Raw genomic sequence first — 23,823 nt, forward strand, 5'->3', positions numbered from 1 at the left:
CTTAACTTTGTTCTATGAATACAGCAGAAACTAGCGTAGCACCACCCAAGGGAAAACCTAAATGGTTGCGTGTAAAATTGCCGGTAGGTCAAAAATATAAGGAATTGCGCGGTGTCGTTGATAAATACGATCTACACACCATATGTACTTCAGGAAGTTGTCCCAACATGGGAGAATGCTGGACTGAAGGTACCGCGACTTTCATGATATTAGGAAATACCTGTACACGATCATGTGGTTTTTGTGGTGTAAAAACCGGCAGACCGGAAGATGTGGACTGGGCAGAGCCAGAAAAAGTAGCTCGCAGTATCAAATTAATGGAAATTAAACATGCAGTTCTCACCAGTGTGGACCGTGACGATTTAAAAGATATGGGTAGCATTATCTGGAAAGAGACTGTTGCCGCTGTGAGACGCATGAACCCAACCACTACACTAGAAACTTTGATACCAGATTTTCAAGGTGTCACCAGAAATATTGATCGTATTGTAGCGGCAAATCCAGAGGTGGTTTCTCATAATATGGAAACAGTAAAGCGCCTCACTAGGGAAGTTCGTATTCAAGCGAAATATGATCGTAGCCTTGAAGTGTTGCGATACTTAAAGCAAGAAGGAATCAATCGCACTAAATCTGGTATCATGCTAGGTTTAGGCGAACAGGAAGCTGAGGTCATTCAAACAATGGAAGATCTTAGAGATAATAATGTAGACGTTGTAACAATAGGTCAATATCTACAACCTTCAAAAAAACACTTGCCGGTAAAGGAATTTATTACTCCTGAGCAATTCAAGAAATATGAGACCTTAGGTCTTGAAATGGGCTTTAGACATGTAGAAAGCGGCGCACTAGTGCGCAGTTCTTACAAGGCTCACAAGCACATCCTTTAATCCTGATTTAGGAATTTAGAATCTCTTTATGATACGAGTTGCCATCAATGGTTTTGGACGTATAGGACGTACTTTTTTACGATCAACGCTTTCCAATCCAGAAATCGAGGTAGTGGCCATCAATGATCTGGCGTCTATTGAAGTTATGGCACATCTTGTCAAGTATGACTCCATACACGGTGTATTACCTAATGATATCTCACATGATAAGGACCAATTAATCATTGATCATAGACATATTAAGTTTACCCATCAAGCAAAATTGGAAGATTTACAATGGGGCGATATCGACATTGTGATAGAGTCCACTGGTAAATTCAAATCCATAATAGAGCTTAAAAAACATATAAAAGCTGGAGCCTCTAAAGTCATTTTAAGTGCTCCCGCTACTGACGACGATATAAAAACCGTGGTGTTGGGAGTGAATGATCATATCCTTGAAGCTGATGATTTGATTGTGTCAAATGCAAGTTGCACTACTAACAACGCAGCGCCGCTGATTAAGGTTCTAGACGAGCTCTGTGGTGTGGAGCAGGCATATATCACCACCGTTCATAGTTACACCACGGACCAGAGTTTGCATGATCAACCACATAAAGACTTACGCCGCGCGAGAGCAGCTGGGCAGTCGATAGTACCTACAACTACTGGAGCCGCCAAAGCTTTGACTAAAATATTTCCGCATTTAAGCGATGTGATAGGTGGTTGCGGTATTCGTGTGCCGGTTCCCAATGGCAGCCTGACTGATATGACCATTAATGTCAAGAATGAAGTTACCGTAGATGAGGTGAATGATGCATTTTACGCTTTCGCGAAAGCGAATCCTTCCACCTTCAGCTACACTGATGTACCATTGGTTTCTATAGATATTTCTGGATCACCCTTTTCTTGTATTTATGATAGTCAAATGACCTCTGTGATAGGGAAATTGGTTAAAATCATAGGTTGGTACGATAACGAAAGCGGTTATTCTAGCAGATTAATGGACATGGTTTCAAGGCTACATTCCTTAAAATGAGCTCTGCACCACAATTTTTTATCGATTAACGGAGGATTTAAGGCCTAAAAAGCTAGCAGATTCCGCTTCTTTATACATAGCAGTTATATTTGTTACTCAAGTTATTTTGTGAAAAGAGTATTGCTTTTAACTTTTGCCATCCTATTATTAGGGACTAATGGAATGGCGCAGGAACCGGACAGCAGGCTATCCCAGGAAGGCCAGCAGATCGCGGTTGATGCTATGCTTGAACGTGCCAATCTAGAACTACAAAGCAACCGTTTCCCTGAAGCTCAAAGAACACTACAAGCCGCAAAAGAAATAGCGAGCGACTCTCTTATTTATTTAAATACAGAGGTTGTAGAATCAAATTTCTTCATCTACACAGGACAACTTGAGCAGGCTCAAAAAAACATTGACCGACTCAAAAAGCAAATTCCGATAACCTCGGCATCTTATGTAGAGTTATTACTTATACAGGCTGATATTTACATTAGAAATAAAGAATATCTCCAAGCAGATGAGATTCTGAAAACGATAAATATTGCTCTAGACAAATCAAAGGATGCCGTCAACGCTCTAAAAGCACGGTACCTTCTTGCAAATTTATATTTAAGTACTGCCAATTATACTCAAGCACTTTCCATTTATCAGGAAATAATTCCTCAATTAAGGGAACAAAGCTTGTTCTATTTTGAGTCAAAATCGACCTTCAATCTCGCCGAGACTTATTTTGAAAATGGCGAATTTGAAAATGCTAACAGAACCGTTGATCAAGCTCTCGCAAGCGCTGATAATTATGGATTTACTGGCATTACCTTAAGTTGTTATTATCTAAAATCTACCATAGCAAAAGGACTGGGCGATTTTGAACAAGCAATGATTTTTCTAGAAAAATACCAACAGCTTAGAGAAGATCAGTTTACTGACACATCAAGCAATGCAATTTCAATTGGTTCCATTGAAAAAGTCAGCGAACTAGAACAACAGATTCTAGCAAAAAACAAAGTCATCTCTGATCAAGAGATTAAATTAAAAGGACGCGGTTTTCAAAACATTCTGTTTTTTGTTTTGCTCACACTACTATCGCTTCTGACAATGTCATTGTTCAAGAATAACAAACTGCGTGCAAAAAGTAATCAAACATTAGAAGGTAAAAATTCTGCGCTTATTGATGAACGTGACCGTGCACAAGATGCTGCAAAAATTAAAGCAGATTTCTTATCTACTATCACGCATGAATTGCGCACACCTATGTATGCTGTTACTGGGCTTACACATTTACTTTTAGAGACTGAGCCGAGACATGATCAACGTGAACACCTTGAGACACTTCAATCTTCGGGAGAATATTTACTCTCATTAATTGACAATATTCTTGATTTCAATAAGCTAGAGGCAAACAAAGTTGAGTTGGAACAAATACCATTCGATCTTAAGAAAAGAGTGGAAGATATTACGACTTCATTGTCTAATCAATCCAAAGATCAAGGTAATAGCTTGAGCCTCGAGTTTGACAACAGCATTCCAAGTCGTATTAAAGGTGACCCGGTAAAAATGTCACAGATATTAATCAACCTAGTAGGTAATGCGATCAAGTTTACCAAGAATGGAAACGTATGGATTAGAGTTGATCAAGTTAAACAGGTTGAAGATCGATGCCTTATCCATTTTGAAGTAGAAGATAACGGTAAAGGAATTTCTGAAGAGAAACAACAGGACATCTTCAATAACTTCACTCAAGAAGGTTCAAGCACGACTCGAGAATATGGCGGTACAGGATTAGGCCTCGCTATTGTAAAAAATCTAGTCTCCTTAATGGGAAGTCAAATTAATCTAGACAGTAAAATAGGTCGTGGTAGTATCTTCTCATTTGACCTATGGTTTGAATTACCAGACACAAACAAATTCTACGAGGATAAAAATCTGAAGATTTTTGATACCGCTCCAGAAGAAGAATATCCAGAATATAAAAAGCCAGTCAGAACAGCAAAACCTGAAAGCAAGAAAGCTCCAATTGCTCCGATAAATACGGAGAAGCAAGAACCTGAACCTACTTCAATCGTTGATGATGAAAATCAACAAAAAGATAGAGCAAACGCTGAAAATTTAGAACCATCTGACAATAAGAACAAAGATGTTATTGGCCTTAAAAAAGCAACCGCTACAGAGCTTATATCTAAAAAGATCTTAATCGTTGAGGACAACAAAATCAACCAGATGATTACTCGCAAGATTCTGGAAGGAAAGAATTTTGATTGTGATATCGCAAACAATGGTATAGAAGCCTTAGGTAAGATCAAGGACAATACCTACGACCTTATTCTTATGGACATTCATATGCCAGGAATGGATGGAAAGCAGTGTACACGTGAAGTACGCAAATTTGATCGTGAACTACCTATTATAGCGTTAACGGCAGTAACTCTAGACGAGTCTGAAAAAGAATTTTACGAGATAGGTTTTGATGATATCATTCCTAAACCATTCAAGATGGATGAGTTTTTTGATAAAATTCAAAAGGCTTTTACAAACTATCAGATATACTAAGCTTTAGTTTTTCTCCAACAAAGGCAGTTTTAATCCCTACATAATATAAATTTTCGAGCTGGAATTCTTTTAGCCGTACGTAATCCTTTTCGGTAGTTATAATAAGTTCATGATTGGAAAATGCTTCTACATCTTTATCCTGGAAAGCATAATGATCTGGAAACTTGAGATGCTTGACTTGTGTAAAATTCTTTAGAAATTCAACGAAATACGCTGGTTTTGCAATTCCCGTGAGAACTGTGACCGATTTACCTTCTAATTCTGAAAGCGCGATAGAGCTTTTAATCCCAACAGCTTTATCGTCATAAGATATTTTTGAAAAATAAACTTGTTGGTGTGAACGTGCTCCAATTTTATTTCGGATTGCATTCATTTCTTTTAAATCCAGAGAATCTGGGCATTTTGTAACTACGATACTTTGAGCTCGATCAGCACCTGATCTTGCCTCTCTTAAATTACCAGCCGGTAACAAAAAGTCAGAATAATAAGGTTGATGATAGCTGGTCAACAATATATATTGAGATGCCTGCACATATCTATGTTGATAGGCGTCATCCAATAAGATCAGATCTAAATCATGATCCTTCAATAATTGGTGTATTCCATCTAGTCGCTTCTCACATACCGCAATAACAACCTTCTCTTTAAACTTAAGTTTGAATTGTAGAGGCTCATCGCCCACTTGAGCAACATTACTCGTTTCCACAACCTCTCGATAACCCTTTGATGTACGACCATAGCCGCGACTTAAAACAGCCACCTGTTTGTCGCTATATTGTCTTAATAAATACTCGATCATCGGAGTTTTACCAGTGCCGCCAGTACTTAAGTTTCCAACAGCAATAATAGGAATGTCAAAAGAGGTTGACTGAAGCCAGCCCTTGTCAAAGCTATAATTGCGTAAACTTGTAACTCCATCGTATATAATGGAAAAAGGATATAGTAAAAATCGCAAGCCTGCCATGATCTCAAAAGTAGCTTAAATTTTATCTTTACTATTTTAAGACAATTATGAAAATCAAGGATATTACTGATCATATAGAGCAATTGGCTCCATTGCACTACGCTCAAAATTTTGACAATGTAGGACTGCTGGTAGGAGAATCGAACACTCCAGTTACTGGAGTCCTCATTACTCTTGATTGTCTGGAAACAGTGATTGATGAAGCTATAGTAAGAAATTGCAATTTAATCGTCACCTTCCATCCTATTATTTTCTCTGGATTGAAGCATTTAAAGCCAACTGATTATGTAAGACGAGCCGTTTTGAAAGCGATTAAGAATAACATCGCGATCTATGCAACACACACCGCACTAGATATGGCTCACGGTGGTGTGAGCTATCGCATGGCTCATGAGATGGGACTTCAAAACGTAAAAACACTCGTTCCAGAAAAGTCAGTCATCAAAAAACTTCAAATTCATGTACCCAGAGAGAATGTAGATGAGCTGCGAGAGGCTCTTTTTTCGTGTGGTGCTGGACAATTGGGCAATTATACCGACTGTAGTTTTGTTTTAGATGGCAAAGGCACCTTCATGGGTAACGATCATAGCAACCCATCTAGAGGTCAAAAAAACAAAAGAGAAACTGTACAGGAAGCTGTATTAGAAGTAACCTTTTTATCTCATCAAGAATCAAGTGTTCTTCAAGCCATGTGGGAGAACCATCCTTATGAGGAAGTTTCTTATTCCGTTGAAACTTTGGAGAATGAATATTCAAAAATCGGCTTGGGCGCTGTTGGTAATTTGGAAAACCCCATGTCCAGTAATGACTTTTTGAAGTTCACAAAGACGGTATTTAAAAGTGGTGTGGTAAGAAGTTCGCTTTCGCGAAAGCGAGATATCCAAAAAGTTGCCCTACTAGGTGGTTCTGGCTCCTTTGCTATCAAAAACGCAATTAGTTGTGGTGCAGATGCTTATATCACGGCAGATTTGAAATATCACGACTTTTTCCAAGGCGAAGACCTATTACTTTGCGATGTAGGACATTACGAAAGTGAGCAGTTCACAAAAAACCTTTTGCAGGAACATATTAGCGAGAAATTTAGTAGTTTTGCAATCCTTTGCGCACAGACGCAAACAAACCCTGTAAATTACACATAGACAGATGGCAAAAAAGACCGAGGCAACTGTAGAAGACAAGTTAAGAGAACTTTACGACCTACAATTAATCGATTCTAGAATTGATGAGATACGCAACGTTCGTGGGGAATTACCACTAGAAGTTGAAGATCTTGAAGATGAAGTGGAAGGATTGAAAACACGTCTTGCAAAACTGGATACACATCTAGAAGAGCTCAATGAGCAGATCAAAGGCAAGAAAAATTTGATTGAAGAGGCAAAAACTCTTATCAAAAAATATTCTGAGCAACAGAAGAACGTACGTAACAACCGTGAATTCAACTCTTTGTCAAAAGAAATTGAATTTCAGGAATTGGAAATGGAGCTAGCAGAAAAGCACATACGTGAATTCAAGGCTCAGATAGAACAGCAAAATGAGGTTATTGCAGAGAGCAAGGAACGTCTTGACACTCGTGCAGATCACTTAAAGCACAAGCAGGCAGAACTTAAGGAAATCCTTAAGGAAACTGAAAAGGAAGAGCAAGCTCTTTTGAAAATGTCTAGCGATCATGCAGATAGTATTGAGCCACGATTGATGAAGGCTTACGCACGTATTAGAAAGAATGTAAAGAATGGCCTTGCGGTAGTGCCTATTGAAAGAGGTGCTTCAGGTGGATCTTACTTTACGATACCACCACAAGTTCAGGTTGAGATTGCTTCACGCAAAAAAATCATAACTGACGAGCACTCTGGAAGAATATTAGTAGATGCAGCATTAGCTCACGAGCAAGCTGAAAAAATGAGTACTACATTTGACAAAATCTAAATTCTAGAAAATCTAAATGTTATTTTCTAAACCCTTTAAGACTTGTTCTTAAAGGGTTTTTAGTTTTAACTAGGTTTTAGCGGGATAAGCGCTGTACTCCATCTACTTTTGGATAAAATTCAAGATCATGAAATTTATAAGTATCATACTATTGATGTTTGCAGCAAACAGCTGCAATCAACAAAATAAAGACATGGAGCAAAATGATGCTGCCATGAATACAGAACCAGTTGAGGTTGCTGTTAATCAGGAAGGAATGGAGAAGGCCTATTTCGCAAGTGGTTGTTTCTGGTGTGTTGAAGAGATATTTGAAAGTGTCAAAGGAGTGAGCGAAGCGGTATCTGGATACAGTGGTGGTAGTTCCACAAACCCCACGTATCAAAATCACGCTGACCATGCAGAAGCAAACGAGGTTATATATAATCCAGACGTAGTTTCTTTCAAGACTCTTGTAGACGTTTATTTTGCCTCACAAGATGTGGAACAAGTAAACGGACAAGGACCAGATCGCGGAGAATCTTACCGTAGTATCATTTTCTATCAAAACGCAGAACAAAAACAAATTATCGATGCAAAAATTGAAGAATTAGAAGCTGATGGATATGATGTCGCTGCAGAGGTGAAGCCTTTCCAGAAATTCTATGTGGCAGAAGATTACCACCAAGATTATGCAGAGAACAATCCAAATAATGGATACATTCAGAATGTATCGATCCCTAGATGGAGAAGGTTTGCTGCAGCAGTACCTAAAGGTATTATCAAAGATGGCGTGAGCCACTAGTCAAAAAAGCCTAGATAGTATATTATAAATACTATTGAGAATAGGATTAGTACAATAATTCCCAGAAGAGAAATCAACCTCATCAAGAGATTAGGTTGATGTTCTTCTGGGAATTCTTTATTTGTCACCAGTTTATAATTGAGTACGGCTACTATAGGAGCAAATAGGAATGAAAGAATTGTGGCTATATCTACGAGTAGTAGAAACCCTTTTGGATTATCACTAAGAAAATAATTGATTGAGAAACCTCCTAAAGCGGTGACTATTAATGCTCCTATGAACCATCTACCGCTACTTTGCTTGCTTTTATAGAATAGTACCTCGCTAGTTCTTTTGAATGCCCTACTGTAGCCATCTAATACACCTATGCTTGTTCCATACATGATACAAAATGCAGCTATAGCAATTATATAATAGGACCACTCGCCTATCGCGCCTGTGAAAAGACCTATGACCTGATTGAAGAAATCTGCACTTCCTGAAGATGCTACGGTATCAGTTCCATAAACGAGATATGCACCTAAAGTCAAGAACATTATAGCGAGTATCGCGCTAATAAAATATCCTAAACCAAATTCTCTTGTAGCTTGTTTGACGGTTGATTTGTAACCAGAGGACTTTTGCTTTTCCAGTGTCCATAGGCTATTCCATGTACTTAAATCTAGCGCTGTAGGCATCCAACCCATAAGAGCAATAGCAAAAGGTATTGTGGAAAACGACCACATGTCTGGAGAGACAAAGGATGCAGATGCTGTGGACGGACCTTTTAAAAGCACCAATACAAAAGCTACTGTTGTACAAATAATCATCAAGAAACCTACCACCTTAATGATGGTATCCAATAACTGATATTTCCCGAAAGCCAGAATCCCAAAACAAGAAATTATAACTAGGGCCAACGGCAATAGCGTGAAACCAATATCATGAAGTTGGAAAAGCTCCTTCATAAAAACAGCGGTTACATTGAAAACGGCCGCACTCACAAAAAACAAACTGATGATCATCACAAAAAAATAGGACCAGATCGCCCATCGTCCTAACTTTTTATAACCATCAATAAGACTTTCCCCAGAACCTGCCGCATAGCGAGTTCCATATTCAAAAAAGGGGTATTTCAAAATATTGATAACGATAATGGCTATTAAAAACCCAAATCCGTAAATCATTCCAGCCCTAGTGCTTTGTACCAAATGACTTACTCCTATTGCTGTACTAGCAAAAATTAATCCTGGCCCCAGTACTTTAAAATACTTATTCATTACCCTTTGATGATATTAAATTTGTTTACAATATAATTTTAATTATGTTTGTCATGTTATGTTAATTAATAATAATATCAGAACTAATAATAATCCATCACTTACGTGAGGTAGTTCCTGGTATTTAAAACAAATCAAAAAGGTCTACTTCACAGTAGACCTTTTCTCATTTAAAAACCAACCATTATGTGCGGAATCGTAGGAGTATTTGAACTTAAAAAAGATAGCGCAAGCCAGAGACAAGATGTTCTGGAGCTTTCAAAAAAATTGAGACATCGTGGACCAGACTGGTCCGGAATCTATTGTGGAGAAAAAGCTATTCTGGCGCACGAGCGTTTGACTATTGTTGATCCGCAATCTGGAGGACAGCCATTATATAGTCCTGACGGTAAAATAGTACTTGCTGTCAATGGTGAGATTTACAACCATCAAAAAATACGTGAAGAGTATAATGATTATCAATTCAAGACAAAGTCTGATTGTGAAGTGATTCTTGCTTTATATCAAGACAAAGGTGTCAACTTCATGGACGATCTTAATGGAATGTACAGTTTTGCACTTTACGATAGCGAGAAAGACGTTTTCCTTTGCGCTCGTGATCATCAAGGAATCATTCCATTGTATTATGGGACTGATGAAATGGGACAATTTTATGTCGCTAGCGAACTTAAAGCACTGGAAGGAACTTGTAATGAGATTGCACCATTCCCTCCAGGACACTATTATTATAGTGAGGATAAAGAATTTACAAAATGGTACGAGCGTGATTGGAAGGATTATTCTGCGGTAAAGGATAATGAGAGTTCAGTCAAGGAATTACGTAAAGCAATGGAAGACAGTGTGCACAGACACTTGATGAGTGATGTACCCTATGGCGTCTTACTTTCAGGAGGATTGGACAGTTCTATCGTTAGCGCCGTTGCAAAGAAATATGCGGCACGTCGTATTGAGTCAGGTGATTATGCAGATGCTTGGTGGCCACAGCTGCACTCTTTTGCTATAGGTCTAGAAGGAAGTCCAGACCTTGCCGCAGCAGAAACTGTTGCAGAACATATAGGAACGGTTCACCACAGTGTGAACTTTACCATTCAAGAAGGTCTTGATGCCATAAAGGATGTTATTTATTATTTGGAAACTTATGACGTTACCACGGTAAGAGCATCAACTCCCATGTATCTTCTAGCTCGAGTCATAAAATCCATGGGGATCAAAATGGTTCTTTCTGGTGAAGGAAGTGACGAGATCTTTGGTGGCTATCTTTATTTTCACAAAGCTCCCAACCCTGAGGAATTTCATAAAGAAACCGTCCGCAAACTGGATACACTACACCTATACGATAACTTGAGGGCAAACAAATCATTAGCTGCTTGGGGTATTGAAGGTCGAGTACCTTTCCTGGACAAGGAATTTATGGATGTGGCGATGCGTCTCAACCCAAAAGATAAAATGTGTGGAAATGGTAAAATGGAAAAACACATCCTGCGCCAGGCCTTTGAGGATTACCTTCCAAAGAGCGTTGCATGGAGACAAAAAGAGCAGTTCAGTGATGGAGTTGGTTACAGCTGGATCGACACGTTAAAAGAAACGGTAAACGAGTTGGTTACCGACGAAATGATGGAGAGTGCAAAGTTCAAATTCAAGATCAACCCACCACAAAACAAAGAAGAATACTATTACCGCAGCATTTTTGCAGACCACTTCCCTAGCGATGCCGCAGCGAGTTGCGTACCTTCAATTAAATCAGTGGCATGTTCGACTCCTATTGCCCTGGAATGGGATGCGGCATTTAAAAACATGAACGATCCATCTGGTAGAGCGGTTGCTGGTGTTCACGATGATGGATACTAAAATGAGGGTTTAAAAAGTTTGCGCTTTCGCGAAAGCGTAATTATCTTTACACTTCAATGGAAAGAACAAATCATACTTGGTGGTGGAACGACATAGCTCAACAGCCGTGAAGTTGCCCGTATGAATAACTATACAAGGTCTGCTTAACGGCAGGCCTTTTTTGTTTCAAACGTTCGATCTAAAAATTAAATATGAAAATTTACAAACCAAATACTTCTCATCAAGTAATTCTTGCAGATACGATGACTCCTGTAGGAATTTACATGAGGCTGCGTGATAAGTATCCAGGCAGCATTTTGCTGGAGAGTAATGAGTATGGGCAGCGCAGCAACAGCTATTCTTTTATTTGTTGTAATCCTGTAGCAACCTTTGAGATTGATTATGAAAAAGTATCCATCACAACTCCAGACTCAAAAATAGAGGAGCAATCATTTTCTATAGATTATGATTTAGTTAAGGGGTTGGAAGATTTCAAAAATAGATTTGATCCAGGAAACGCAGACTTTCCATTTCCTACAAATGGGCTATTTGGATATTTAAGTTATGATGCTGTCCAGCTATTTGAAAACATTGCTTTTGATCCTGAAAAGCACATAGAAAGCGAGGCAATTCCGTTAGTTCATTATCAAGTATTTCAGAATGTACTGGTATTTGACCATTATCATAATCAGCTATATGTTTTTGATCATGTCTATGAAAATGGAATTGCAAAGATGGAAAACCTGATAAATATTATCCAACATCGTGACATTGCCAAATTCGATTTCTTCACTGACGGGCCAGAGAGTTCTGAAATGACCGATTCAGATTTTAAGGAACTCGTTGAAAAAGGAAAACAACATTGCAAACGTGGTGATGTATTCCAGATCGTACTTTCCAGAAAGTTTACCCAAGCATATACAGGTGATGATTTTAATGTGTATCGCCAGTTGAGAGCAATAAACCCTAGTCCTTATCTCTTTTATTTTGACTACGGTAATTTCAGAATATTCGGTTCCTCGCCAGAAGCGCAGTTGCTTATTAAAGGAGAAAAAGTAAGCATTCAACCCATTGCCGGAACCTACAAACGAACTGGAAACGACGCCGCAGACCTCGCCGCAGCAAAAGAATTGAAAAACGATCCCAAAGAAACCGCTGAACATATCATGCTGGTAGATCTTGCCCGTAACGATTTAAGTCGCCATGCAAGAGAAGTAGAAGTAACCGATTATCAGAATATTCATTTCTACTCACATGTCATTCATATGGTGAGTACCGTTACAGGAGTAATAGATGAAGAAGATCGCATTCCATTAATTGGTGATACGTTCCCTGCTGGAACGTTGAGTGGTGCTCCTAAATTTAGAGCCATGCAGTTGATTGATCAATACGAGAAATCTTCAAGGCAGTTCTATGGAGGCGCTATAGGTTACTTAGGTTTTGATGGTAGTTTCAATCATGCGATCATTATAAGAACCATTCTTTCCAGCAATAACAAAATGCAGTTTAGAGCTGGTGCAGGTGTTGTCGTGGAAAGTGATCTAAATAGCGAGACCCAAGAAGTTTACAATAAAACCAACGCCTTGAGAAAGGCGATTCAACAAGCAAATTCAAAATGAAAATCAAACCATTTTTAATAGCAATAGGATTAATCGCAATAGCATCATGTTCTAACAACAAACCATTATTTGAGGTAACAGTTTTAGATAGTGAAGGAAGCAAAGTTCAATTTGTTCCCAACATGCCATTTGAGATCATAAAAGATAGCGCGTACTATTTTTACTCTAAAGAAGATTACCTAAAAGTGATGTCAGCAGATATATCCAAAGGCAATCAAATTTATAAATCTGATAAGTTTGAAATGAGGGTTATCTTAAGAAATTACACAAAACTCAACGGTAACACTTTTGAATTTATACTACGCACTTTTAGTAATGATTTCAAAATAATTGATTCATATATCATGGCTAGCACGACCAAAAATCTTAATTGCGATGGTGTAATCAACGGCAATTTAGAAATAACAACAACTTGTGCAGATGGATCAACGACCACCGCAACAGTAGATGAATACGGGAAATTCATAGTCAATGAATAACAACCATAACATATTAGTCATTGACAACTATGACTCGTTCACCTACAATCTAGTCCATTACCTGGAAGATCTAGAGGCTAAAGTGACCGTAGTTAGAAACGATAAGATAAATCCAGAAAATTGTCTGAATTATGATGCGATAATTCTGTCGCCAGGTCCAGGAATACCTCGAGAAGCGGGAAAACTGATGGAAATCATCGATACTGTAAAACACTCGGTTCCCATTTTGGGAATCTGTTTGGGACATCAGGCAATTACTGAAGCTTTTGGCGGTACGATCGTCAATCTTGAAAAAGTCTATCATGGCATTGCAACAGTAATGGAACATGATGACAGTGCCTTCTTTGATGGAGTCGACAAGCAATTTGAAGCCGGTCGTTACCATTCCTGGAACGCACAAGAATCTGATTTTCCTGACGTACTTCAAATTACCGCCCGAGATGAACACGGTCAAATAATGGCATTGAAACATAAAGAATTACCTATTTACGGAGTTCAATTTCACCCAGAAAGTGTGATGACACCGCAAGGAAAAACGATGCTTAAGAACTTTTTAGCAACACTCTAGGATGAAGGAAATACTCAACGAATTATTTGAACATAAAACGCTTTCGCGAAAGCGTGCTCACGACATCCTTACAGCCATCACTGCTGGTGAAGTCAACGATTCGCAAATCGCTGCATTCCTTACGGTTTACGGCATGCGCAGCGTTACTGTGGATGAGTTGGCTGGATTCCGCGATGCGATGTTGGAGCAGGCTTTAATTATTAATCTGGATAAATACAACCCTATTGATCTATGTGGTACTGGCGGTGATGGGAAAAACACCTTTAATATCAGCACGCTTGCCAGTTTCGTGACTGCGGGCGCTGGAGTGAAAGTAGCGAAACATGGTAATTATGGAGTAAGTTCTGTGAGTGGTTCCAGCAATGTGATGGAATCCATGGGTTTCAAATTCACCAATGATTTTGAAACGCTAGAAAAGCAAATTGATCAGGCCAATATCTGTTTCCTTCACGCACCACTATTTCACCCAGCAATGAAAGCCGTGGCGCCTATAAGAAGAGCACTTGGTATCAAAACGTTTTTCAATATGTTGGGACCATTGGTAAACCCGGCACGACCTAAATTACAAAGCGTTGGTGTTTTTAATTTACAACTGGCCAGGAATTACGAATACCTTTTCCAAAACGAAAAGGACAAGCGATACGCTATACTGCACGCACATGATGGTTATGATGAAGTGAGTTTGACAGGAAAAACAAGAATCGCTGGTAACAATGGCGTGACCGATGTAAAACCTAGCGATTTCAATTTACCGAAACTTACTCTGGAACAAATTTCAGGCGGAGAAACACTGGAAGAGGCAGCGACTATTTTCAAAAATGTCCTGGAGAACAATGCAACCAATGCTCAAAAATCAGTGGTGCTCGCAAATGCTGCAACGGCAATCGCTGTAGCAACAGAAACACCATTATTAATGGCTGTAGAAAAAGCTAGAGAATCATTAGAATCTGGAAAAGCTTTGGAGTGCTTTGAAAAATTATTAGAAATGCAATAAGCCCTCACCGCCATCATAAGGTGCGGAATTTATTCCGCACCTTATGATGATGATAAAACGTCATAATACTTTGTACTAAAACTGAATACTCTTTTGGAAGATATACTCAAAAAAATAACTGATAAAACCTACGCTGATCTTAAAATCAGAAAAGAAATAAGAACTCTTTCTGATCTCAGAGAAATGCCGCATTATACTCGTGAAACCATATCCATGCACGACGCATTAAAGAACGGTAGCGGCATCATTGCAGAACATAAGAGACAAAGTCCATCTAAAGGATCGTTCAAGTGTCCAGCAACGCTCGAGCAAGTGGTCAAAGGGTACGAAAACGCTGGTGCCAGCGCCATTAGTTGTTTGACAGACGAGCCGTTTTTTGGAGGAACTTTACAAGATCTACTGGATACCAGAGATTGTGTGGATATTCCTATTCTTCGTAAAGATTTTATGGTTGACTTGTATCAAATCCATGAGGCCCGTGCCTTTGGCGCAGATGCAATTTTACTAATCGCTTCTTGTTTGAATGATGAGGAATTGAAAACAATGGCAAACGAAGCCATCAATCTAGATTTAGATATTTTGTTTGAAGTTCACGATCTGGAAGAATTGAACCGAGTAAAAAAGGTAGTTCAGGATTTCAAGACAAGCACGTATCTCATAGGCGTGAACAACCGCGATCTCAAAAAATTCAAGACAGATATTCAAATTAGCAAGGATTTGCTGGAACACTTTCCTAAAAAAGCTTTGGCTATTAGTGAAAGCGGAATTTCAGATCCAGAAGTTGTTAGAGAACTGCAGGATCTGGGCTATCGAGGCTTTTTGATCGGTGAGAATTTTATGAAGACTAATGATCCGGGACGTACTTGCGCTAAATTTATAAAGCAAACAACGCTATGATGATCAAGGTGTGCGGCATGCGAGAAAACAACAATATCAACGCTCTTCAAGAATTGGATATTGACTTTATGGGCATTATACGCTACCCTAAAAGCAAGAGGTTTGTTGATGATCAACAGAAGGCTCAAATAGAGCAATTGACGATGAATAAAGGAACTGTAGGCGTTTATGTGAATGCCACGCTTCAGGAAATCCTGCAAGATATTATTCCATTGCAATTAGATGTTGTGCAGCTGCATGGTGATGAGAATTCCGCTTTCGCGAAAGCGTTACTAGAATTAGACATCAAGGTGTTCAAAGCATTTCAAATGAAGAAAGACTTTGATTTTGACACTTTAAAAGACTGGCTGCAACTAGGAAAAGAGTTTCCAGGAAAACTATTTTTCCTGTTCGATACAGCGACGAAAAATTATGGTGGCAGCGGCAAGAAATTTAATTGGCAAATGCTCGACTCTTATACTGGAAATGTCCCGTTTTTATTAAGTGGTGGTATTTCTAAAACAGACGTCGCAGACATAAAAAAAATAAAACACGATATGTTCCTAGGTGTAGATCTCAACTCACAATTTGAAGACGAGCCCGGATTGAAGAATATCGAAATGATTAAGACATTCATTGAAAAATTGAGAAAATGAGCTATCAAGTAGACGAGAAAGGGTTTTATGGAGAATTTGGTGGTGCATTCATACCAGAATTGCTGTATCCAAATATTGAAGAACTACAGGAAAACTACCTGAAAATTGAGAAAAGTGAGGAGTTTCAGACGGAATTTCATCAGCTGCTCAAGGATTATGTAGGTCGTCCTACACCTCTTTTTTTAGCAAAAAGGCTATCGGCTAAATACGGTGCTGAAATATGGTTAAAGCGTGAAGACCTCTGCCACACTGGTGCTCACAAAGTGAACAATACTATCGGACAAATTCTACTTGCCGAAAAATTAGGTAAGAAAAGAATCATTGCCGAAACCGGCGCAGGCCAGCATGGCGTTGCTACAGCTACCGTTTGTGCCTTGAAAGGATTAAAATGTATCGTCTATATGGGCGAGAAAGACATCGAGCGTCAAGCGCCTAATGTTGCCCGCATGAAAATGTTGGGAGCGGAAGTTAGACCTGCGATGAGCGGTTCAAAAACGTTGAAGGATGCCACCAACGAAGCGATGCGTGACTGGATCAACAATCCTGAAGACACGCATTACATCATAGGATCTGTAGTTGGACCTCATCCATATCCAGATATGGTGGCGCGTTACCAATCTATTATTTCCAAAGAGATAAAAGAACAAATGCAAGGCCTGCCAGATTACGTTATCGCCTGTGTTGGCGGTGGATCAAACGCAATGGGTGCTTTTTATCACTTTCTGGACGATCCATCTGTCAAGCTAATTGGTGTTGAAGCTGCTGGTTTAGGAGTTGACACAGATAAAACGGCAGCTACTTTAACTCTGGGAACTCCAGGAGTTTTACACGCCAGTCGTTCTATTATGATGCAAGATAAAGATGGACAAGTTGTAGAGCCGCATAGTATTAGTGCTGGTCTGGATTATCCAGGTATAGGCCCAGCACACGCTTGGTTAAAAGTATCTGATCGTGCCCAATATATGGCGGTAACCGATGCAGATGCATTGAAAGCAGCAGTAGAATGCAGCCGACTAGAAGGTATCATTCCAGCATTAGAGACTGCTCATGCATTTTCGGTTTTGAAAGATCTAGATTTAAAACCTACCGATCGTGTGGTCATCAACCTTTCAGGTCGTGGCGATAAGGATATGGATACGTATATGAGAGAGCTGGATCTTTGAAAAACTTGAATCAGAACTTGAACTCGAAAGCGAAAAATTAATTATAACTACTGCTATTTTCCCCTTTGGGGAAATGTCCGCAGGACAATGGGGCTCACATGCAAAACAAACTAACCCAACTATTCAACAGCAAGCCTAAGAATTTGCTCAATATATTCTTTACGGCTGGCTATCCTAAACTGGAGGACACAACAGTGATTCTAAAAGCATTGGAAGATTCCAAAGTGGATCTGGTAGAAATCGGTATTCCATTTAGTGATCCACTAGCTGATGGACCAACGATACAAGAAAGCAGCAAAAAAGCACTGGAAAATGGGATGTCTATTGAAAAACTATTTACTCAGTTAGAAGAATTCAAATCTGCAAATCCAGACTTCAATACGCCGGTATTACTTATGGGTTACTTGAATCCCGTGATGCAGTTTGGTCTGGATAAATTTTGTGCGCGCTGCGCATCCGTTGGTGTGGACGGTTTGATCATTCCAGATTTACCCATGTACTCCTATCAAATGGAATTCAAGGAAACTTTTGAGAAGCACAATATTTCAAATGTATTCTTGGTCACACCACAAACCTCAGAAAAGCGCATACGGGAGATTGATGATAATTCTACCGGTTTTATATATGCGGTGAGTAGTGCAAGTACTACAGGCTCTAAAGCAGATTTTTCAGCAGCGGCAGATTATCTGGGTAGATTGCATAACATGAATTTGAACACTCCAGTATTGACTGGTTTCAACATCAAGAATGCGCAAAATTTCAAGGATGCATGTAATTACGTGGATGGAGCGATCATCGGTAGTGAATTTATACGTCAGATTTCTGCGTCTTCAGAAATTTCTAGCACGGTGCATGAGTTTGTAAAATCGGTTAAAGGTTAAAAAAACGTGATTATTTATGAGTTCGCTTTCGCGAAAGCGTAACTCCGCTTACATTTGCATTGCAATGAAATTAAACAACGTACATCACCATCATTTAAACACTTCCCGCAAGGCGAGCTAAAAATGTATTGATGTAACTCAACATATTTAAAAACCCGTCTTTTCTAGGCGGGTTTTTGCATTTCCATCAGGAACAAAAAGCGACCTAAAAGAGACTCAAAACGCTGAAAAGCACGAACAAATGATTAGAATAGCAGTACAAAAGTCAGGAAGATTATCAGATAAATCCCTTCAACTCTTAAAGGATTGTGGGATCAAGTTTGATAACGGCACACGCAAATTGAGCTCGAAGGCAAAGAATTTCCCTATCGAGATCTTGTTTTTACGTGATGATGACATCCCGCAATATGTAGCACAAGGTGTTGCAGATCTTGGGATTCTAGGATTGAACGAGGTGGAAGAAAAAGACCAGAAAGTAGATGTGATCAAGCAACTGGGTTTTGCTGGTTGCCGTTTAAGTCTCGCGGTTCAAAAAGATGTGGACTACACAGGTCTTGAATGGTTCAACGGTAAACGTGTAGCGAGTAGTTATACGACTATTGTCAAAAAGTTCTTTGCCGATAAAGGCATCAATGCCACCACCGAAGAAATAGGTGGATCTGTAGAGATTGCTCCAGGCATAGGCCTTGCAGAAGGTATTTGCGATATCGTGTCTACAGGCTCTACATTGATCATGAATGGCTTGAAAGAGGTAGAAACGGTAATGTATAGTGAAGCGGTTTTGATATCGAACCCATCATTAAACAGTGAGAAGAAAGAATTGCTGGACAAATTGATGTTCCGCATGGAGGCTGTGATGAACGCTGCTAAAAACAAATACATTTTGTTGAATGCGCCTAACGATAAGATCGATGAGATCTCAGCTTTATTGCCAGGAATGAAAAGCCCAACGGTACTTCCTTTGGCAGAAAAAGGTTGGTCGAGCTTACATAGCGTGATTGAAGAAAATGACTTTTGGAATGTCATCGATCAATTAAAAGATGCTGGTGCACAGGGAATTCTTGTAAGCCCAATAGAAAAATTAATCGTCTGATGGAACTCATTATCAACCCATCGCAAACCCACCAAGAGTCTTTGTTGGAACGACCGCTCAAGCAGCGTTCTGAAGTAGATCACGCGGTAAAGGAAATCATTCAACTCGTGCGCGAGAATGGTGACGATGCGCTTATTGCTTTTGCAAAGCAATTCGATGAAGCAGAATTGACTCAATTGAAAGTAACGCCTGCAGAAATTGCACAGGCATCTACTCAGGTTGATGGAAGCCTCAAAACTGCCATCCAAATAGCCTACGATAATATTTACAAATTCCACAAGGCATGTTATACGCAGGATTATCCTGTGGTAGAAACGATGCCGGGCATCACTTGCTGGAGAAAATCATTACCTATTCAAAAGGTAGGATTGTACATTCCAGGCGGCTCTGCTCCTCTTTTTTCAACAGTTTTGATGCTGGGTATTCCAGCAAAAATTGCTGGAAATAAGAAAGTAGTTTTATGTAGTCCAACAGATGCGCAAGGCAACATTAATCCAGTCGTATTACATACCGCAAACCTATGTGGTATTACCGAAATCTACAAAGTTGGTGGCGCTCAAGCCATCGCCGCAATGACTTATGGAACAGAAAGTGTTCCTAATGTCTACAAGATTTTTGGCCCTGGAAATGCATTTGTTACGAGAGCAAAAGAATTGGCACAACAAGAAGGTGTCGCGATCGATATGCCTGCTGGACCGTCAGAGGTTTTGATAATAGCAGACGCAAAAGCAAACCCTGCATTTGTAGCTTCAGATTTATTAGCTCAAGCAGAACATGGTCACGATTCGCAAGTAATATTGTTAACCGATTCTCAAGAACTTGCCAATGCCGTTAATGAACAACTAGAGATTCAATTAAATTCGCTTTCGCGAAAGCAAACTGCCGAGGCTGCCCTAGAAAATAGCAAGACCATCGTTTTAGAAAGTATTGATCAATGTGTGGAATGGTCTGATGTTTACGCGCCAGAACACTTGATTATAAATGCCATAAATTCTGATGAGGTTGCCAATCAAATTACCGTTGCTGGATCGATTTTTATAGGTTCTTATACCTGTGAAAGTCTAGGCGATTATGCGAGCGGTACCAACCATACGTTACCAACGTATGGCTATGCTCGCAATTACAGCGGCGTATCGGTAGATAGTTTTGTGAATAAGGTAACCTATCAAAAAGCAACCGCTCAAGGAATTCAAAATTTAGGCCCAGCCGTTGAAGCAATGGCTGCTGCAGAAGGGTTAGATGCGCATAAAAATGCAGTGAGCGTGAGGTTAAAAAGTTTAAATAATGATTAGATCGTACCTGAATGATTTTCCCCTTTGGGGAAATGTCCGCAGGACAAAGGGGCTTGGAGCATGAGTACATTCAATTTAGAACATATAGTTCGCAAGAACATTTGGAATTTGAAGCCTTACTCTAGTGCGCGTAGCGAATTCAAACTCTACGGCAAAACTGATGGAGCAGAGCTGACTTTGCTAGATGCTAATGAGAACCCAAACGATCCAGCTATTTTGGATATGGATTTACAAATCCGTAATCTGAACAGGTACCCTGATCCATTACAAAGTGATATCAAGGAAATCTTGAGTGAGCAAAAGGGGATTTCTACAGACCAAATTTTCGTGGGTAATGGCAGCGATGAAGCAATTGACTTGCTTTATCGCATTTTCTGTGAACCAGGAAAAGATCAAGTCATCACGTGCCCACCAACTTACGGAATGTATGAGGTGAGTGCTGCTATTAATGATGTTAGAAATATTGAAATACCGTTGACATCAAGTTTTGAATTAGATATCGAGCAGATCTTGAAACAAGTTCAGGATGACAAGTCGATCAAACTCCTGTGGATCTGTTCGCCTAATAACCCAACGGGAAATGCATTGCTAAAAGCCGACTTACAACACGACTGGCAAGCAGAGAATTATACTAAAGGCGGAATGATGGATATGCCGTATGCGCCAGAATTTGATCAAGAACTTAGAGAAAATAAAGAGAAACTTGATCGGTTAATTGGAGGGTTTAATGGAATTGTAGTGGTTGATGAGGCCTATCAAGACTTCACAGAAAACCAAAGCTTTATACGCAGGTTAGAAGATTATCCAAACCTTATAGTGTTACAAACCATGTCTAAAGCGCACGGTATGGCTGGTGCTCGCACTGGTTTTGCCTTTGCGTCTCCAGAGATTATTGCATTGTTCAATAAAACAAAGCCACCCTACAATGTCAACGAATTGTCGCAAAAAGCGGTGTTGAAAGCTTTGCAGCTTACCGATCAAACCGATCAGCAAATTGGCGAAATCAAGTCCAACAGAGAGATGTTAAGCACGATGCTGGAAGATCTGGATTATGTTGAAGAAGTGTATCCTAGCGAGGCTAACTTTATTCTAGCCAAAGTGAAAGATGCTGCTGGTGTTTATAATTACCTAAAAGATCAAGGCATTATCATACGCAATCGCAGCAGCCAGATACCAAATACATTAAGATTCACGGTGGGAACGACTCAGGAATGTGAGGTGTTGATGGAGACGTTGAAAAAATATAAAAGCATTTAGTTTAATTAAAAGCGAAGCCGTCCTACGACGGCTTGACTTATGAAAAAAGTACTATTTATAGATCGTGACGGGACCATCGTCAAGGAGCCACCGACAGATTATCAACTGGATAGTTTTGAAAAGCTGGAATTCTTACCTATGGCAATTACCCAGTTGCACCGCATTGCGAGAGAGTTGGATTATGAGCTGGTGATGGTGACCAATCAAGATGGTCTGGGAACAGATAGTTTTCCGGAAGACACCTTCTGGCCTGTCCATAACTTGATGATGAATGTGCTGGAGAATGAAGGCATTAATTTTAGTGAGGTATTGATCGATCGTTCTTTTCCAGAGCAAAATGCTCCAACCCGTAAACCTCAAACTGGTTTATTGACACATTACATTAAAGGCAATTATGACCTTGCTAATAGCTTTGTCATAGGCGATCGCAATAGCGATATGCAGTTGGCAAAAAACCTGGGTTGTAAAGGAATTCAGTTGCCGTCAATTACAGACGACTCCAATTTTGAAGATGAGTTGGTGGTTTTGAAAACCGACTCCTGGAAAGAAATCTTCCAATTCTTGAAAGGCCAACCGCGCAAGGTTTCGGTCAATAGAAAAACAAATGAGACTGATATTAAAATCACACTCGATCTGGACGGTTCTGGAAACGGGACGATCGATACCGGTTTGAAATTCTACGATCACATGCTCGAGCAATTGCAGCGCCATGGTTCGCTGGATTTGGATATCAATGTAAAAGGAGATCTAGAAATCGACGAGCACCACACGATTGAAGATACCGCTATTGCGCTGGGTGACGCTTTCGCGAAAGCGTTATCCACTAAAAAAGGAATTAATAGATATGGCTTTTTGCTACCTATGGACGATTCACTTGCGCAGGTTGCGGTGGACTTTGGAGGAAGACCGTGGATCGTTTGGGAAGCAGAATTTAAAAGAGAATATGTGGGCGATATGCCTACGGAATTGTTCTACCACTTCTTCAAATCCTTCAGTGATGCGGCAAAATGCAACTTGAACATGAAGGTAGAAGGTGACAATGAACACCACAAGATTGAGTCGCTGTTTAAAGCTTTCGCGAAAGCGATTAAAATGGCAGTCAAACAAACAGGCGACGGTAAGTTACCTAGCACCAAAGGCACGCTATGATTGCGATCGTAAAATATAATGCAGGAAACATAGGTAGTGTGACAAACGCGCTCAACCGATTAGGTATTGAAAATAAAGTTACCGACGATCCAGCAGAACTAAAAGCTGCCCACAAAGTGATTTTTCCAGGAGTAGGCGAGGCTGGAACGGCAATGAAATATTTGCGAGAACGTGAACTCGATCAAGTATTGATCAACTTGAAGAAGCCATTTCTAGGGATCTGTTTAGGAATGCAATTGATGTGCAATCACAGTGAGGAAGGCGATACAAAGTGTCTCGGAATTTTTGATACAGATGTGAAACTGTTTCAATCTAAGGACTTCAAGGTGCCGCATATGGGATGGAATTCTTTAAGTTATGAGTTAGGAGTTCAGAATTCAGAGTCACTCTTGACTAACATTGAGCGTAATAGTGACGTGTACTACGTCCACTCCTATTATGCGGAGGTTTGTGATGACACCGCAGCAGTTTGTGATTATCTTTTACCATTTAGCAGCGTGCTGCAAAAGAATAATTTTTATGCGACCCAGTTCCACCCAGAAAAGAGCGCTGGAGTTGGAGAGCAATTATTGAAGAACTTTATAGGCCTACCCTAAATCCCTTCCAAA

The 23,823-nt window shown here is 39.7% G+C and carries 22 protein-coding genes; 20 read left to right on the plus strand and 2 right to left on the minus strand.

Annotated features, from left to right (window positions below):
* Positions 1-14 precede the first annotated feature (14 nt).
* From lipA to BLO34_RS08610, 3 genes are all read left to right on the plus strand, one after another.
* Complete coding sequence (gene lipA, locus BLO34_RS08600) at positions 15-887, plus strand: lipoyl synthase (protein ID WP_090754475.1); 873 nt, start codon at positions 15-17, stop codon at positions 885-887.
* Positions 888-915: 28 nt separating this feature from the next.
* Positions 916-1,905 carry a type I glyceraldehyde-3-phosphate dehydrogenase gene (gene gap, locus BLO34_RS08605; protein WP_090754476.1) on the plus strand — a complete coding sequence of 330 codons (990 nt, stop codon included), beginning with the start codon at positions 916-918 and terminating at the stop codon, positions 1,903-1,905.
* A gap of 108 nt (positions 1,906-2,013) precedes the next feature.
* Positions 2,014-4,434 (plus strand): ATP-binding protein, encoded by a 2,421-nt coding sequence (locus BLO34_RS08610; protein ID WP_197672883.1) that lies wholly within the window; start codon positions 2,014-2,016, stop codon positions 4,432-4,434.
* Here the strand turns inward: BLO34_RS08610 and lpxK are convergent.
* Entirely contained in the window at positions 4,412-5,398 is a 987-nt protein-coding gene (gene lpxK / locus BLO34_RS08615) for a tetraacyldisaccharide 4'-kinase (RefSeq protein ID WP_090754477.1), read from the minus strand. The two genes, BLO34_RS08610 and lpxK, sit on opposite strands and share 23 nt — an antisense overlap.
* A gap of 47 nt (positions 5,399-5,445) precedes the next feature.
* Between lpxK and BLO34_RS08620 the strand changes: the two genes are divergently transcribed.
* The 3 genes from BLO34_RS08620 to msrA all read left to right on the plus strand — a co-directional run bounded on the left by BLO34_RS08620 (position 5,446) and on the right by msrA (position 8,102).
* Positions 5,446-6,537 (plus strand): Nif3-like dinuclear metal center hexameric protein, encoded by a 1,092-nt coding sequence (locus BLO34_RS08620; protein WP_090754479.1) that lies wholly within the window; start codon positions 5,446-5,448, stop codon positions 6,535-6,537.
* 4 nt (positions 6,538-6,541) lie between these two features.
* Complete coding sequence (locus BLO34_RS08625) at positions 6,542-7,321, plus strand: zinc ribbon domain-containing protein (RefSeq protein ID WP_090754480.1); 780 nt, start codon at positions 6,542-6,544, stop codon at positions 7,319-7,321.
* Positions 7,322-7,448: 127 nt separating this feature from the next.
* Positions 7,449-8,102, plus strand: a complete 654-nt coding sequence (gene msrA / locus BLO34_RS08630; protein ID WP_090754482.1) for a peptide-methionine (S)-S-oxide reductase MsrA — start codon at positions 7,449-7,451, stop codon at positions 8,100-8,102.
* Here the strand turns inward: msrA and BLO34_RS08635 are convergent.
* Positions 8,099-9,361 (minus strand): NRAMP family divalent metal transporter, encoded by a 1,263-nt coding sequence (locus BLO34_RS08635; RefSeq protein ID WP_090754484.1) that lies wholly within the window; start codon positions 9,359-9,361, stop codon positions 8,099-8,101. The two genes, msrA and BLO34_RS08635, sit on opposite strands and share 4 nt — an antisense overlap.
* Positions 9,362-9,547: 186 nt before the next feature.
* Here BLO34_RS08635 and asnB point away from each other — a divergent pair, with 186 nt between their 5' ends.
* The 14 genes from asnB to hisH all read left to right on the plus strand — a co-directional run bounded on the left by asnB (position 9,548) and on the right by hisH (position 23,811).
* Complete coding sequence (gene asnB / locus BLO34_RS08640) at positions 9,548-11,209, plus strand: asparagine synthase B (RefSeq protein ID WP_090754486.1); 1,662 nt, start codon at positions 9,548-9,550, stop codon at positions 11,207-11,209.
* A gap of 191 nt (positions 11,210-11,400) precedes the next feature.
* Positions 11,401-12,807 (plus strand): anthranilate synthase component I family protein, encoded by a 1,407-nt coding sequence (locus BLO34_RS08645; RefSeq protein WP_090754488.1) that lies wholly within the window; start codon positions 11,401-11,403, stop codon positions 12,805-12,807.
* A complete protein-coding gene (locus tag BLO34_RS08650) occupies positions 12,804-13,286 on the plus strand; it encodes a hypothetical protein (protein WP_090754490.1) in 483 nt (160 codons plus the stop codon). Before BLO34_RS08645 ends, BLO34_RS08650 begins: the two co-directional genes overlap by 4 nt.
* A complete protein-coding gene (locus BLO34_RS08655; protein WP_090754492.1) occupies positions 13,279-13,854 on the plus strand; it encodes an anthranilate synthase component II in 576 nt (191 codons plus the stop codon). The genes BLO34_RS08650 and BLO34_RS08655 overlap by 8 nt, the downstream gene beginning before the upstream one ends.
* A gap of 1 nt (position 13,855) precedes the next feature.
* A complete protein-coding gene (trpD, locus tag BLO34_RS08660) occupies positions 13,856-14,848 on the plus strand; it encodes an anthranilate phosphoribosyltransferase (RefSeq protein WP_090754494.1) in 993 nt (330 codons plus the stop codon).
* A gap of 93 nt (positions 14,849-14,941) precedes the next feature.
* Positions 14,942-15,745 (plus strand): indole-3-glycerol phosphate synthase TrpC, encoded by an 804-nt coding sequence (trpC, locus tag BLO34_RS08665; protein WP_090754496.1) that lies wholly within the window; start codon positions 14,942-14,944, stop codon positions 15,743-15,745.
* Positions 15,742-16,380 carry a phosphoribosylanthranilate isomerase gene (locus BLO34_RS08670; RefSeq protein ID WP_090754497.1) on the plus strand — a complete coding sequence of 213 codons (639 nt, stop codon included), beginning with the start codon at positions 15,742-15,744 and terminating at the stop codon, positions 16,378-16,380. Before trpC ends, BLO34_RS08670 begins: the two co-directional genes overlap by 4 nt.
* Positions 16,377-17,543, plus strand: coding sequence for a tryptophan synthase subunit beta (trpB, locus tag BLO34_RS08675; RefSeq protein ID WP_090754498.1), 1,167 nt, complete (start codon positions 16,377-16,379; stop codon positions 17,541-17,543). The genes BLO34_RS08670 and trpB overlap by 4 nt, the downstream gene beginning before the upstream one ends.
* A 98-nt stretch (positions 17,544-17,641) precedes the next feature.
* Complete coding sequence (trpA, locus tag BLO34_RS08680) at positions 17,642-18,424, plus strand: tryptophan synthase subunit alpha (RefSeq protein ID WP_090754500.1); 783 nt, start codon at positions 17,642-17,644, stop codon at positions 18,422-18,424.
* A gap of 241 nt (positions 18,425-18,665) precedes the next feature.
* Positions 18,666-19,517: an ATP phosphoribosyltransferase gene (gene hisG, locus BLO34_RS08685; protein ID WP_090754502.1), complete on the plus strand. Its 852-nt coding sequence runs from the start codon at positions 18,666-18,668 to the stop codon at positions 19,515-19,517.
* Entirely contained in the window at positions 19,517-20,809 is a 1,293-nt protein-coding gene (gene hisD, locus BLO34_RS08690) for a histidinol dehydrogenase (protein ID WP_090754504.1), read from the plus strand. Before hisG ends, hisD begins: the two co-directional genes overlap by 1 nt.
* 60 nt (positions 20,810-20,869) lie before the next feature.
* Positions 20,870-22,066, plus strand: a complete 1,197-nt coding sequence (locus BLO34_RS08695) for a pyridoxal phosphate-dependent aminotransferase (RefSeq protein ID WP_090754506.1) — start codon at positions 20,870-20,872, stop codon at positions 22,064-22,066.
* A 39-nt stretch (positions 22,067-22,105) separates the two neighbouring features.
* The gene (gene hisB, locus BLO34_RS08700; RefSeq protein WP_090754508.1) at positions 22,106-23,215 is read left to right on the plus strand and encodes a bifunctional histidinol-phosphatase/imidazoleglycerol-phosphate dehydratase HisB; all 1,110 of its coding nucleotides are present in this window, start codon (positions 22,106-22,108) and stop codon (positions 23,213-23,215) included.
* Positions 23,212-23,811, plus strand: coding sequence for an imidazole glycerol phosphate synthase subunit HisH (gene hisH / locus BLO34_RS08705; protein ID WP_090754510.1), 600 nt, complete (start codon positions 23,212-23,214; stop codon positions 23,809-23,811). Before hisB ends, hisH begins: the two co-directional genes overlap by 4 nt.
* Positions 23,812-23,823: the final 12 nt, after the last annotated feature.

The sequence above is a fragment of the Nonlabens sp. Hel1_33_55 genome (assembly GCF_900101765.1).
GTDB lineage: Bacteria > Bacteroidota > Bacteroidia > Flavobacteriales > Flavobacteriaceae > Nonlabens.